The organism is Alkalicoccobacillus murimartini (assembly GCF_030813245.1).
GTDB lineage: Bacteria > Bacillota > Bacilli > Bacillales > Bacillaceae_D > Alkalicoccobacillus > Alkalicoccobacillus murimartini.
On record NZ_JAUSUA010000004.1, the window covers coordinates 132,902 to 145,932 of the forward strand.

Genomic DNA, 13,031 nt, shown 5'->3' on the forward strand with positions numbered 1-13,031 from the left:
TTATTCAAATGTAATCACTTCATTTGGATTAATGTATTCCTCTCCTTTTTTTAACGCAAAATAATAAATACCTTTATTCTCTTCAGTTCCTTTAGATACGGTTCCTAATTCATGACCTGCTTGAATATGATCATAAATATTCACGGAAATCTCATCGAGCATTCCGTAGGTCGACTCCGTTCCATCATAATGTTGAAGTACAACGGTTTTACCGATATCATCCTTGTCCGTAATATCAGTCACAAACCCGCCTGTAGCCGCTTGCACTTCTATGCCTTCTCCTGTTTCAATCATCACTCCACGCCCATTTTGATCAAAATTCTCACGGATGGTTCCAGTAGCAGGAACAGCGTAGGGCGTTAATTCTATTGGGGACTCTTCATTTGTATGTTGCTTATCTTCCCCTGACTTTTGAGGAAGCAGGCTCAGTGGGCGACCAAAATTAGTCTCGTACCAATGACTAACAGCAGCGAATTGAAATTCCTGTTGAAAGGTTTCCCCAACAACTTTTCGAACAGGTTCAAGATGCGCCTGATCTGTACGATAAATAATTAATAAAGACAGAAAAACCAATGTACAAAATAACGTTCGAAGAGCAAGAGATCCACTTATTCGTTTTGGTGGTTGATCATCTACTACATTAAGTGAAGGCTTTTCAGCTGAATTCAGATTCTGTAAGGTTGAAGTAGTAGTTGAGGTGGATAGAGTCTTTCTATTTCCTGTTGAAGCTTTGCGCTTGGCTTCTATCCGCTTACGAACTTGTTTTAACTGCTTTGACATTCTGCCAACACTCCTTATCATTGCCGTAATGATTGTACTCTACTCTATGACTTGTCCGGAGAGAGTATGTCCATTCCAGAATATATTGTTCAAATAGGATTGATCATACGTGTTGCAGGGAACAGATACATATACACAAACAAACAGGAGAGTGAAAGTATAATGAGAACACGAAAACTAGGTAACTCTGATCTAGTAGTCAGCGAGCTCGGATTAGGTGCCATGTCGCTTGGGAAAGATGCTCAAAAGGCCTCTTCTATCATTGATGAAGCATTACATCATGGTGTGAACTATATCGATACAGCAGATTTGTATGATATGGGAGAAAATGAAGAATTGATTGGAAAAGCCATTAGTAAAAGACGCAAAGACATCATTCTTGCTACCAAGGCAGGAAATCGCTTTGAACAAGGGAAAGAAGGCTGGGAATGGGACCCATCAAAAAAACACATACAACAGGCAGTAAAAGATAGCCTACTCCGCCTGAAAACCGACTATATTGATCTTTATCAACTTCATGGGGGCACAATCGATGATCCAATCGATGAAACCATTGAAGCGTTTGAGGAACTAAAACAGGAAGGAGTCATTCGCGAGTATGGCATTTCTTCGATTCGACCAAATGTTATTCGTGAATATGTAAAAAAATCATCCATCGTTAGTGTGATGATGCAGCATAGCTTGGTAGATCGTCGAGCCGAGGAATGGTTTGAGCTTCTTGATAAAAACAAAATCAGTGTCGTCACTCGAGGACCTATCGCAAAGGGAATTTTAAGTGATAGACCATTGGATTCTATTCAGTCGGTTTCAGATAAAGGCTACATGAACTATACGTATGCTGAGCTTGATACGCTGCGTCAACAACTCAATGAACACTTTTCACAAAAGAGATCTTTAGTAGATGTTGCGTTCCAATATAACCTTGCACAAACACCTGTTGCGTCTGTTATTGCAGGAGCAAGCAGCATTGAGCAAATCCGTGAAAATGCACAAGCTATTCAGTCACAACCTCTTTCTTCAGAAGAAATTAGCTGGCTTAAACAACATACAAAAGCTGATGTGTATGAGCAGCATCGGTAATAAAACAAAAAAGAGGCTGAGACAGAACCATACAGTTGATATGAAAAGACAAACAAGTTTAATCGTTTGCACAGCCAAAGCTGACATTTGCTCGTTCTTCAGTAACGCTATCTCTTAAAAATGAGCTCAATCCAGCGTAGGACATACACGGAGACTTCCATGGGAGCAAAGGCCTGGGTGAGACTCCGCAATGCATCAGCACAAGGAGGCTCACCAGCCAGCCCGCGGGTGCAGAGTGTATGTCCGGAGCGGCCTCGACACTCTCTTATTTCTAAATGACAAAAACCCGAATCATCATGCAGTTTAACTCGCATAATGATTCGGGTTTTTAGCTTTATAAAGCAGTTCTGTCCCAGCCTGTTTTTAAACTCAACGATTTCCTTCCATTATTTCTTGAACCACATTTTTTAGTTCTGGCACGATAATCTTTTCCATTCCTAACTTAACAGCCCTTGTTGTACCTGGCATCGAGAAGATAGCCTTACCATCTCGAACACCCGCGATCGCACGACTTGTGATAGCCGCTGTACCAATGTCTTCACTAAAACTCATGTAGCGAAAAATTTCTCCAAAGCCTGGCATTTCCTTATCTAAACTATCTCGAACGGCTTCATAGGTTGTATCCTCAATAGCAATACCTGTTCCACCACTAATTAACACAACATCAATATCAGCACGTGCGGCCGCTACTTTCAGCCATCTCTGGATACTGCTATAATCATCCCTACAGATCTGATATTCAGTGACTGCATGTCCATCACTCTCTAGCAATTCTCTCATCGTTGAACCATTCACATCGTTTTCATAGGTTCGTGTTGATGAAACAGTCAAGATCATACACCTTACAACAAGATTCGATTGAATCATGAGATAAATCCCCCTCTAATTGACAGTTTGTCTAGTTATCTATTATGATTACACAGTGTCTATTCTGTTCGGAGTAGCTGAAATGGAGGAGAAACTATGAACAGGCCAAAGCGATCTTCTAAACCGAATTTTTTATCATTAGCCCGTTCCTTCTCTTCATCCAGCGAAAGAACAGCTATTGCTAATACAACAATCGAATGCAGTGATTTGATTTATTCCATTATCCAAGAAGGTCGAATTCAAGAAGATGAATTATGTTATTCAGCAAGAGTAGCAGGTACATTAGCTGCTAAAAATGCTGGGCAATGGATTCCTTACTGTCACACGACAACAATTGATACGCTGACCATTGAATTTTCATGGGACGCTCATACATTACTCATTCAAGCGTCAATTAAAGCAAAGGCTACAAATTCACTAGATACGTTGGCTATGGCTGCAGTATCTACAGCAGCCCTTACTATATTTGATGTATGTAAAGAATACGATAAAGGTATTGTCATTGGTCCTACATACCTCTCACGTAAAAGTGACGATGCATAACCAAGAAAAAACAGCCAGCAGCTTCATACTGCTGGCTTTCTTATGCACATTTTTAAGAAGCAAGAATTTTTAAGGATTCACGATTAAAAGCGGGAAGATCATCTGGCGTTCTGCTTGTTACTAAGTTTCCTCCGCATACAATGACTTCCTCATCCTTCACCGTTGCCCCCGCATTTTCAAGGTCAACTAACACTGATTTAAATCCTGTTACAGTACGACCCTTTAAAACATCTGCATTGATTAATAACTGAGGACCGTGGCAAATCGCGAATATAGGCTTCCCAGCATCTGCAAACTCTTTTGTAAATGCGACAAATTTATCATCCGCGCGCAGGATATCTGGAGAAAATCCACCAGGTAACAACAATGCATCAAAATCGGCTGGACTTACATCACCAATCGCTTTATCAATCGTGACTTTAGCGTCACCTTGTTTACCTGTTACTGTGTTTCCACTTTTATGTTCAATCGTTGTGATTGTATGTCCAGCTTCTTTGTATGCTTTCACTGGATCTGTGTATTCAACATCCTCAAAATAGTCTGTTACTAAAACGGCGATGTGTTTACTCATTTACTATCACTCCTATATTGATTGTTACTAATAATGTACCCTTTAGATCTATAACTAAACACAGGATAAAGCTCCAATTAATATTCGCAATAGACAAAAAATAAACGTATGATTGGTTAACTCATTTCTACAAAAAAAGCCTCCGAGAAATGGTTTCTCAGAGGCTTTATCTATAAGACTACTCTATTATTTATCGAACTCGGAAGAATTTTTTAATCTTAGCTAACACGCCTTTTTGCTCTTCAAATGAGATTAAAGGTACATTTTCTCCTAAAATTCGACGAGCGATGTTGCGATAGGCAATAGAGGCTTTGCTACCAGTATGTAAAGCAATGGGTTCACCCTTGTTAGAGTACTTAATGACTTCATCATCATCAATGACGATCCCAATTAATTCAATAGCCAAAATAGCTGCTATTTCATCTACATCCATCATTTCACCATTTTGCATCATGTGGCCACGGATACGATTTACAACCAATCGAGGTGACTCAATATCTTCTTTTTCAAGCAAACCAATAATTCGATCTGCATCTCGCACAGCTGAACGCTCAGGAGTGGTTACAACAATCGCACGATCTGCTCCAGAAATGGCATTTTTAAACCCTTGCTCAATTCCAGCAGGACAGTCAATGATGACATAATCATATTCCTGCTTTAATTCTTCAATGATTTTACGCATCTGTTCAGGTTCAACGGATGTCTTGTCCTTTGTTTGAGCAGCTGGTAGAAGAAATAAACATTCGAATCGTTTATCTTTAATTAAAGCTTGCTTCAAGCGGCATCGCTCTTCTACAACATCAACCAGATCATATATGATTCGATTCTCAAGCCCCATAACTACATCTAAATTACGTAAGCCAATATCTGTATCCACTAAACATACTTTTTTATTTTGCAAAGCTAATGCGGTACCAACATTTGCAGAGGTGGTTGTTTTTCCAACTCCACCTTTCCCGCTTGTAATGACGATTGCTTCTCCCACGTCTATTCCCCTTTCTCTGGATCCTTTTACTCTTCTGTAAGCTGATTCGTGTTAGATGTTAGTTCAGGTCTCTCATGAACCAGCTTCTGTACACGTTCCAGAACAATTTCTGAGGTCGCACCCTTTAAAAACGCGGTTTCCATAAACGTATCTTCATGGTCAATATCAGCAAAGCTATAAATTTCTGATGCAATTCTTAATTGCACTGGTGCCATTAATGAAGCCGTAATAACCGCTTTTTTGTTCCCTTCATACCCTGCATGAGCAATACCTTTGAGAGCGCCTAGCACATGGATACTTCCAGTTGCCATTACCGTTCCACCTGGATTAATATCTCCTACTAACAACACGTCTCCCCGAATCTTAAGTACTTGGCCAGAACGCACCATCCGTGTAAGAGTCAGAAATTGACTTTCCTGCTGACGTTTCTCTGCTTCTTCTACAGAAATAACGGTCGATTCAATCGTTTCAATTTCTAAGCTTCGACCTTCAGTTATGACTTTTTGCAATTCAGCTTCTGATTCGTCAGACAAAAACCTTCGTCCCACATCGACTTTGACTCGGACCTTTGGACCATCCTCATGCTGATAATAGTTAGAATTTAGCTTCTCAGTCAACTCTTCTATTAACTGATCATATGCACATCGATCATCTAATAGAAAAACCAAACCGTTTTTTGTGCCTTTTATTGTTACATATTGTTTTTTCTGCGTCACCTTTTGCTCACCTCAGACACACTCGCTACACACGAAGTTCATTTTTTGACTGTCTTGATCGAATGGTGTTAGATTCTTTACTCATTTCGCCACAGCTAGAATATAGTCCTCTTTTTCAGACTTATTCTTAACGTTGGCGCAGATCTGTCTGCTGATTAACATGATAAATTAGGCGACGGATCGGAAATAAAGCGAGTATAGCAAACGCTCCATTAAATAATACAGTTGGAAGAAGACGACTATTCGCAAAGTGTCCTCCTGTCATATTCGTTACACCTAACATCTGTAGAATTCCATATTGGTAATATTCAAAGAACACCACCGCTAAACAGGCCAAGACAATGGGCACTAACACACTATCTTGAATCCGTTTAGTAGAGAAAGCAAAGATGTAACCAATAAAAGCAAACCCAAACATATAGATCCCTAAAAACTCTGTATAAACAACGTCATAAACAAATCCAAAGATCAGACCGTGAATCAAACTTTGACTCCGACCAATGTAGATACCTATAAAAACAATCACTACAACTAAAAATCGAGGAACCATAATAGCATCTATCTGTAGAAAGTTAGCCACAGCATTTGGCACGATCGTCCCTTCAATCACAAGTAAAAACAATAGCAAAGCAGCAACATAATAACGACTCACGCTTAGTCCTCCTCTTCTAAAAGAGAAGGATCCATTGCGTCCGTTCCGCGTTCGACTACATATAAATAACCAAACGCAGAAAAGTCAGCTGCTGGCTTCACATAGGCCGTTTGTGAAAGACCATATTCATCAAGCTCAACTTCTTCCACTTCACCAAGGATTAATCCTGCAGGGTACACATCCCCTAGTCCAGAGGTTGTTACGGTTTGTTCTGGCTCGATGTCTGCTTCTACATCAATCTTTCGTAAGATTAGTAGATTTCGATCCTCATCGTAGCCTTCAATAAATCCATAACCAGGAATATCTTCTCCATCCATGATTTGAGCTGACACTTGATTGGACGGATCATTATCAGAGAGAAGCTGCACATACGAGGTAAATTTACTGGTTTGTTTTACCTTTCCAACAAGTCCACCATTTGAATCCACAACAGCCATATCTGTTGTGATGTTATTGTCTTCTCCTAGATTAATCCCAACATACTGTGTCCACCTGTCTGGATTACGGTGAATCACAGTTGCTGGACGTTTAACGTAATCATTAAGCGTATCCTGTAAATCAAGCATATCTTGCAATGTTTCATTTTCATTGGCAAGTTGGTTTCGCTCTACTGAAATCTGCGCATATTCATCTAGCCTAGATTTCAGCAGTTGATTCTCCTCATAGAGATCCTTAATATCACGAACATTTTCAATAAATCCTCCAACAAAATGAGCTGGTGTTGAAAAGAGGTTTTGAACCCAACCCACAGAATCACGTACGAGCTTTTCAGGTCCTGTTGGATTTTCTCTATTACTTGTTGAATAACCAATTAACGCCACTAGGATGATCAAGCTAACAAGTAAAATAATCAGCTTCTTATTTGAGAAAAAAGATGGCATTTAGAACACCTACTTACGATTTACGATCAGAACGCGAGGTAATTCCCGCTTTTGAACGAAATAAATGTAAATTCTCTAACGCGCGTCCTGTGCCAATGGCTACACAATCAAGTGGATCCTCAGCAACAATCACAGGCATATTTGTTTCATCACTTAGTAATTTATCTAGATTGCGAAGCAGAGCCCCACCACCTGTTAACACGATACCACGATCCATAATATCTGCTGCAAGCTCTGGAGGAGATTGCTCCAACGTATTTTTCACCGCTTCAATAATTGTAGTGACTGTGTCTGAGAGCGCTTTTGAGATCTCTTCAGCAGTGACTGTAATGGTTTTAGGCAAACCAGAAACTAAATCACGTCCACGAATATCCATTTCATTTACATCATCCGGAGCACTAGCTGATCCAATCTCAAGCTTAAGTGTCTCAGCCGTTCGTTCACCAATCATTAGACTGTATGTCTTTTTGACGTAATGGATAATCGCATCGTCCATTTCATCACCCGCCACACGAATTGATTGACTAGTGACAATACCTCCTAGTGAGATAATGGCGACTTCTGTTGTTCCTCCACCAATATCAACAACCATACTTCCTGTCGGTTCCCAAACAGGAAGATCAGCGCCTATAGCCGCTGCAAAAGGTTCTTCAAGCGTATACGCTTCTTTTGCGCCTGCTTGTTTTGTTGCGTCCTCAACCGCACGTTTTTCAACCGCTGTAATCCCACTTGGTACACAGACCATAACAGAAGGTTTACGTGTAAAAATCGATCGAGATTTCTGCGCCTGACGAATAAAATATTTTAACATCGTAGCAGTTGTATCAAAGTCCGCAATGACACCGTCTTTCATTGGACGAATTGCCACAATATTTCCAGGTGTTCGACCAATCATGTTTTTGGCATCATTACCAACTGCCTCAATTGAATTTGTATCTGTACGTAATGCAACAACCGAAGGCTCCCGCAAAACGATCCCTTTTCCTTTTGTATATACAAGCGTATTCGCTGTTCCTAAGTCAATTCCAATATCTCTTGAAAAACCACCAAACATCTATGTATCTCCCTTCATGACAGATCCGAAATCATAACCTTTATTATATCGAATAACAAAGGAAAAAAATAGCCTTATCTTCCCCCAGGATAGATTATCGACTTTTTCGTTCAGATCTTACCACATTTTCGCCTTAACTTTCACATATTCTTAGCTTATCCTACATGGCCTTGCTCCTTCAAGCTTATAAATGTGCGATCTCCTATAATAATGTGGTCTAACAGTTCAATTCCTAAAACTCTACCCGCTTCATACAAGCGTTTTGTCACATCTATGTCTTCTCGGCTTGGAGTTGGATCACCACTTGGGTGATTGTGCAGACAAATAATAGAGGCTGAGGAGCGTCTTAACGCTTCCTTAAAAACCTCTCGTGGATGAACAATACTTGCATTTAAGCTGCCAATAAATACCGTATGTCTAAAAATCACTTGATTTTTTGTATTTAAATAAAGACAGACAAAATGCTCCTGTTTTAAAAAACGCATATCCTCCATCACAAGATTTGAGACATCCTCAGGTGATCGAATGACATATTTCTCTGCAGTATGAAGACTGTGAATACGTCTACCCAATTCGATAGCTGCACTTAGTTCCACAGCTTTTGCTATACCAATGCCATCAATTTCACAAAGTTCCTCTATGGTCGCTTCTTTTAAAAGAGGTAATCCATCAAAATGAGCTAATACTTTCCCCGCTAATGCTATAACGGACTCTTTTTTTGAACCGGTTCTAAGTAAAATAGCGATAATTTCTTGGTTAGAAAGTACAGCTGCTCCATTATGAAGCAGTCGCTCGCGGGGCCTTTCTGTAATAGGGACATCTCGAATGAGGAGGGACAATCCGTTTTCTCCTTTCTAACATGCACGAATTTTGAGGAAACATGTATCGTTAATATGTGGGGTAGATAGAGAACGCGGAAAGAGCTCTTGTTGTTTGGGCAAGAGGCAGGCCCATTACCGAATAATAATCGCCTTGTATTGAATGCACTAAAGTCGCCCCAATACCTTGAATACCATAGGATCCGGCTTTGTCAAAAGGTTCTCCTGTTGCCAAATACCGATCGATCTCTTTTGGTGATAATTCATACATAGACACATTTGTCTCATTGTAAAAAGAAATCATATTCTCAGATGAGAGGATCGTAACGCCCGATAGAACTTGGTGATTCCTCCCTGACAAGGTTTGTAGCATTTCTTTCGCTGCTGCATGATTAGAAGGCTTGCCAACAATAACACCATCGACAACAACAATCGTATCTGCCCCAAGTACCACGGCTTCTCGGTTAGTTGAAAAGACAGCTTCTGCTTTCTTTTTGGATAGATGCTTTACGGCATCTTCTGGTAGCCAATCCGGATCAAGTTGTTCATCAACCTCACTAGTTTGAATACTGAAATCAAAATGGACTTGTTGGAGCAATTCTTTTCTTCTGGGGGAGCTGGAGGCTAAAATAAGTGGTTTCATGAAGGGACACACCTCTACAATTTTTTTGTTACCTCTATTGTACAGGCTTGTTTATAGAATACCAAACTCTACTTTCATCGACAATCTATTTATCTGAAAATTTTGTAATTAAATCATAAAAAAACACAGCCGAGAGAAAACGACTGTGTTTTTTGCTAACCCTATTGTTTTACAAATATCGCTCAAACCATTCACCAATGGCCTCAAGTCTTTTGAGTCTGAGACTTGGTTTTCCGCTTCGAGACAGTTCATGACTCGATTCAGGAAAACGAATGAACGTTGTTGTCTTTTCACGACGTTTTAGTGCAATGTAAAGCTGCTCCGCCTGTTCAATTGGACATCTATAATCCTTTTCTCCATGTAAGATTAGTAAAGGAGTCTCGATTTGGTTTACATAAGCAAGGGGTGAATGCTTCCATAATTTATCGACATCGTTTAAGTCCGCTTGGATTTGCCATTCTGTAAAATAATAGCCAATATCACTGACACCATAGAAGCTTGTCCAGTTTGAAATGGAGCGTTGAGTAACAGCCGCTTTAAAGCGATTCGTGTGACCAACAATCCAGTTAGTCATAAACCCACCATAGCTTCCTCCTGTTACACCAAGCCTTGATTCGTCGATCCACGAATGCTGCTCTAAGACATAATCTAGTGCAGACATAATATCACGATAATCCCCACCACCATAATCTCCTCGGACAGCATTTACGAATTCTTGGCCGTATCCTAAACTACCTCTAGGGTTAATGTATAATACACCAAAACCTCGCGCAGCCAACGTCTGAAATTCATGAAGATAGCTGTTTGCATACATTGCGTGTGGACCACCATGAATTTCTACAATTAAAGGATAGGACTGGCCTTCTTTAAATCCAGCAGGCTTCATTAGCCATCCTTGTAGCTCATGTCCTTCCTCATGCTGAAAACGTACTTCTTCTGCTTTTATTACTTCAAACTCATCAAGGACTTTATCATTACTCGACGTCAATCGTGTTGGTTCTCCTTGTCCAGGGATCACCTTGTATAAATCACCAGGATGTCCTGATTCACTAATGCCTGCTACAAGAGTTGTCCCCTCCGAATTAATCGAGAAGCCATACACATGATTGTCACCTGTAAGGACCGCCTGTTTCTCTCCAGCAACAGTGATGTTGTAGATCCCAACATTACCTTGCTCAGATACAAGGAAAGTTAATGATTGGCTATCACCGGCCCAAACCAAACCAGGATCCACTATATTTTGCAAGAAGTCAGCAGCTACAACTGGTCCAAGCTGTACATCCCAGCCGCCAGTTAGCTTAGTCCATTCATTAGATGCGAGCTCAAGCAGATAGATCTCAAAATGAGTCGCATTATCAAATTCTCTCTCATGAGCTCGAACCGCTATATACTTACCATCCGGAGACGCACTTGCGTTACTAATTACATGAGTCTGATTTGTTAACTGAATGATTTCTTTGCTTTCAACTGAAAGAAGTAATAATTCATTAGTGAAGACAAAATCTGTATTCTCTTGATAGGCAGAGCTTACAATCAGCTGCTGGCTATCCGCAGTCCAATCAAACAGTTGGAACGAGAACTCACCATCCGTTAACTGTATATGTTTTCCTGAGTCTACTTCCACCGTAAAGATATGTACGTACTCACCATGCCAAAAACCACTCGCATCTGATTTGTATTTCATCTTATTCACTACTAGTGGTTCAAGCTTATCTTCCTCTTTTTCTTCTTCTAAAAGTTGAGTACTAGAGTAAGCAATCCTTTTGCCATCAGGAGACCAGCGAAAATCTGTGACACCTTTCTTCTCCTCAGTCAGCTGCTTAGGCTCCCCCCAGCTACTCAAAACATAGAGCTGAAACGTCCCTGTTCGGTTCGAAAGAAAAGCTACTACATCATCCTTTGGAGACCAGCGTGGCAAACGATTTATGTGATTACCTTGAGTCACATAGTGAGAATCGTCTGGATTAGCAAGAGAAGCTCTAATAAGCTCAGCAGAATACTTATCCTTTTCATTATGCAGAGTCGTTTCTACATAAATAACATGTTCCCCATCATTTGAAAGCGCAGGTGAGGTCACACTGCGCAGTTGTAGCAAATCTTCTGGTGTTACAACCCGTTTACTCATAACAGCACATCCTTTTTCTCGAAATGTTCACACTACTAGAATAACAGGTTCTTATCTCTTGAACAAAATTGACGCCTATTCATCACTTAAATCTCCCACACTTTTTTTATAAGTCATAACAGCATCTAGTACAATCTGCTGTGCAACCCATGCATCTTCTTGATTTTCTTCTGTTATTCCAGCAATTAATTGATTCGATTCAGCTAGTTTGGCCATTATAGTCTGCGCACTGGCTTTTATTTCATCAGATAGCTCAGCCATATCCACTTCTCGTTGACTCTCTAGCTGCGTTAGATCATTAGTAAGTTTTATGAGTGCTTCGTCTTCTAACGAGGTGCCAGCAAGACTAGCAGCAGAGGCTTCGGCTAGTTCAGCTAAGTGTTTGCCCGCTTGTTGAAACCATTCAGTTGCTGCCTCATGTTCATCTGTACTCTTCACCTCATCAACAGCAAATTTCTTAACAAATGCATCATAGCCAGCTTTTTCATAGAGTTCAACCACTTGAATAGCTTGTTCTTTTGATCCAGTAGCACCTATATATAAATAATCGGATTCTCCTCCCGTTTCAATGACAGCCGCGTGCCCATCCTGTTTAAAGGTTTCTGCTGACTTTGTACCAGCTTCCTTAGTAGAAAAGGCGCCACCTTGGATCACGTATAATTCAAATGAAGTAGTCTGCTCTTCTTCTACAACTGGAGCCATAGCCGTTGTACCCACCTCAACGGCCGGTTGTTCGGCCAGCTGATCCTTACTTCCAGTGGAAAAAGTCAACATGACCACACCAAGGGACACACCAATCAAAACGGCTGATGCGACCGCCGCAACAAGCATCCAAGGTATATTGAAGGTTGTTTTAAGAGTGGGTAGCTTCTTTTTTTTAGTTGGAATTGGTATGGCAACAGGCTGTTGATCATGTTCATTCCAATAATGTATCTCTCTTTTTTCCTCTTCTTGAACCTCTATTGGCTGAACGGATTCAACGGCATGATCAGGTTCAGGAAATACCCAGTCAATTTCTGGCTTCGTCTTTATAGGGTCAGACTTACGCTTGTCCACTTTATTTCGCCTTGTCCCGTCCTTGGCAAACTGAATAGAAATGGTTCTCTTGTCCTGCTCCATGTCAAGACTCCCTCCCTGTATCACTTCTTAAACGATATGTATGTGTACAAGCTAGGAATTAGAACGTTCAGACAAAAAAACCATACCAGTTCATCTGGCACGGTTTTAGGTAATGGTTAGGTTTATCTTGGATAGAGCGGGTCTTTTTTCTCAGAAATATCTGGGTATGAACGGAATGGGGCATTCTTTTCTATCAA

Annotated in this window: 14 protein-coding genes; 2 read left to right on the top strand and 12 right to left on the bottom strand. The window is 40.5% G+C overall.

The features are described 5' to 3' along the window. A complete protein-coding gene (locus tag J2S05_RS13705) occupies positions 1 to 780 on the bottom strand; it encodes a M23 family metallopeptidase (protein ID WP_306983715.1) in 780 nt (259 codons plus the stop codon). A gap of 162 nt (positions 781 to 942) precedes the next feature. Here J2S05_RS13705 and J2S05_RS13710 point away from each other — a divergent pair, with 162 nt between their 5' ends. Continuing rightward, the gene (locus J2S05_RS13710; protein WP_306983717.1) at positions 943 to 1,860 is read left to right on the top strand and encodes an aldo/keto reductase; all 918 of its coding nucleotides are present in this window, start codon (positions 943 to 945) and stop codon (positions 1,858 to 1,860) included. A 369-nt stretch (positions 1,861 to 2,229) separates the two neighbouring features. Here the strand turns inward: J2S05_RS13710 and J2S05_RS13715 are convergent, their stop codons facing one another. After that, positions 2,230 to 2,727 (bottom strand): MogA/MoaB family molybdenum cofactor biosynthesis protein, encoded by a 498-nt coding sequence (locus tag J2S05_RS13715; RefSeq protein WP_306983718.1) that lies wholly within the window; start codon positions 2,725 to 2,727, stop codon positions 2,230 to 2,232. A 96-nt stretch (positions 2,728 to 2,823) separates the two neighbouring features. Here J2S05_RS13715 and J2S05_RS13720 point away from each other — a divergent pair, with 96 nt between their 5' ends. Further along, on the top strand, positions 2,824 to 3,270 hold the full coding sequence (locus J2S05_RS13720) for a cyclic pyranopterin monophosphate synthase MoaC (RefSeq protein ID WP_306983720.1): 447 nt from the start codon (positions 2,824 to 2,826) through the stop codon (positions 3,268 to 3,270). A 52-nt stretch (positions 3,271 to 3,322) separates the two neighbouring features. Here the strand turns inward: J2S05_RS13720 and J2S05_RS13725 are convergent, their stop codons facing one another. The 10 genes from J2S05_RS13725 to J2S05_RS13770 all read right to left on the bottom strand — a co-directional run bounded on the left by J2S05_RS13725 (position 3,323) and on the right by J2S05_RS13770 (position 12,834). Then, on the bottom strand, positions 3,323 to 3,841 hold the full coding sequence (locus J2S05_RS13725) for a type 1 glutamine amidotransferase domain-containing protein (RefSeq protein ID WP_306983721.1): 519 nt from the start codon (positions 3,839 to 3,841) through the stop codon (positions 3,323 to 3,325). A gap of 190 nt (positions 3,842 to 4,031) precedes the next feature. Next, on the bottom strand, positions 4,032 to 4,826 hold the full coding sequence (gene minD / locus J2S05_RS13730) for a septum site-determining protein MinD (RefSeq protein WP_306983723.1): 795 nt from the start codon (positions 4,824 to 4,826) through the stop codon (positions 4,032 to 4,034). Between the two features lie 26 nt (positions 4,827 to 4,852). Beyond that, complete coding sequence (gene minC, locus J2S05_RS13735; protein ID WP_306983725.1) at positions 4,853 to 5,542, bottom strand: septum site-determining protein MinC; 690 nt, start codon at positions 5,540 to 5,542, stop codon at positions 4,853 to 4,855. A 127-nt stretch (positions 5,543 to 5,669) separates the two neighbouring features. Continuing rightward, entirely contained in the window at positions 5,670 to 6,194 is a 525-nt protein-coding gene (gene mreD / locus J2S05_RS13740; RefSeq protein ID WP_306983727.1) for a rod shape-determining protein MreD, read from the bottom strand. Between the two features lie 2 nt (positions 6,195 to 6,196). Next, positions 6,197 to 7,075, bottom strand: a complete 879-nt coding sequence (gene mreC / locus J2S05_RS13745; protein ID WP_306983729.1) for a rod shape-determining protein MreC — start codon at positions 7,073 to 7,075, stop codon at positions 6,197 to 6,199. Positions 7,076 to 7,088: 13 nt separating this feature from the next. Beyond that, a complete protein-coding gene (locus J2S05_RS13750; protein WP_306983731.1) occupies positions 7,089 to 8,129 on the bottom strand; it encodes a rod shape-determining protein in 1,041 nt (346 codons plus the stop codon). Between the two features lie 155 nt (positions 8,130 to 8,284). Next, complete coding sequence (radC, locus tag J2S05_RS13755; RefSeq protein ID WP_306983734.1) at positions 8,285 to 8,968, bottom strand: RadC family protein; 684 nt, start codon at positions 8,966 to 8,968, stop codon at positions 8,285 to 8,287. 49 nt (positions 8,969 to 9,017) lie between these two features. After that, on the bottom strand, positions 9,018 to 9,590 hold the full coding sequence (locus tag J2S05_RS13760) for a Maf family protein (protein ID WP_306983736.1): 573 nt from the start codon (positions 9,588 to 9,590) through the stop codon (positions 9,018 to 9,020). Between the two features lie 169 nt (positions 9,591 to 9,759). Then, the gene (locus J2S05_RS13765; protein WP_306983738.1) at positions 9,760 to 11,715 is read right to left on the bottom strand and encodes a S9 family peptidase; all 1,956 of its coding nucleotides are present in this window, start codon (positions 11,713 to 11,715) and stop codon (positions 9,760 to 9,762) included. 75 nt (positions 11,716 to 11,790) lie between these two features. Next, entirely contained in the window at positions 11,791 to 12,834 is a 1,044-nt protein-coding gene (locus J2S05_RS13770; protein ID WP_306983740.1) for a hypothetical protein, read from the bottom strand. Positions 12,835 to 13,031: the final 197 nt, after the last annotated feature.

Coding starts and splice junctions, on each gene's coding strand:
- J2S05_RS13705 (WP_306983715.1), bottom strand. CDS start 780: ATGTCAAAGCAGTTAAAACAAGTTCGTAAGCGGATAGAAGCCAAGCGC.
- J2S05_RS13710 (WP_306983717.1), top strand. CDS start 943: ATGAGAACACGAAAACTAGGTAACTCTGATCTAGTAGTCAGCGAGCTC.
- J2S05_RS13715 (WP_306983718.1), bottom strand. CDS start 2,727: ATGATTCAATCGAATCTTGTTGTAAGGTGTATGATCTTGACTGTTTCA.
- J2S05_RS13720 (WP_306983720.1), top strand. CDS start 2,824: ATGAACAGGCCAAAGCGATCTTCTAAACCGAATTTTTTATCATTAGCC.
- J2S05_RS13725 (WP_306983721.1), bottom strand. CDS start 3,841: ATGAGTAAACACATCGCCGTTTTAGTAACAGACTATTTTGAGGATGTT.
- mreC (WP_306983729.1), bottom strand. CDS start 7,075: ATGCCATCTTTTTTCTCAAATAAGAAGCTGATTATTTTACTTGTTAGC.
- J2S05_RS13750 (WP_306983731.1), bottom strand. CDS start 8,129: ATGTTTGGTGGTTTTTCAAGAGATATTGGAATTGACTTAGGAACAGCG.
- J2S05_RS13760 (WP_306983736.1), bottom strand. CDS start 9,590: ATGAAACCACTTATTTTAGCCTCCAGCTCCCCCAGAAGAAAAGAATTG.
- J2S05_RS13765 (WP_306983738.1), bottom strand. CDS start 11,715: ATGAGTAAACGGGTTGTAACACCAGAAGATTTGCTACAACTGCGCAGT.
- J2S05_RS13770 (WP_306983740.1), bottom strand. CDS start 12,834: ATGGAGCAGGACAAGAGAACCATTTCTATTCAGTTTGCCAAGGACGGG.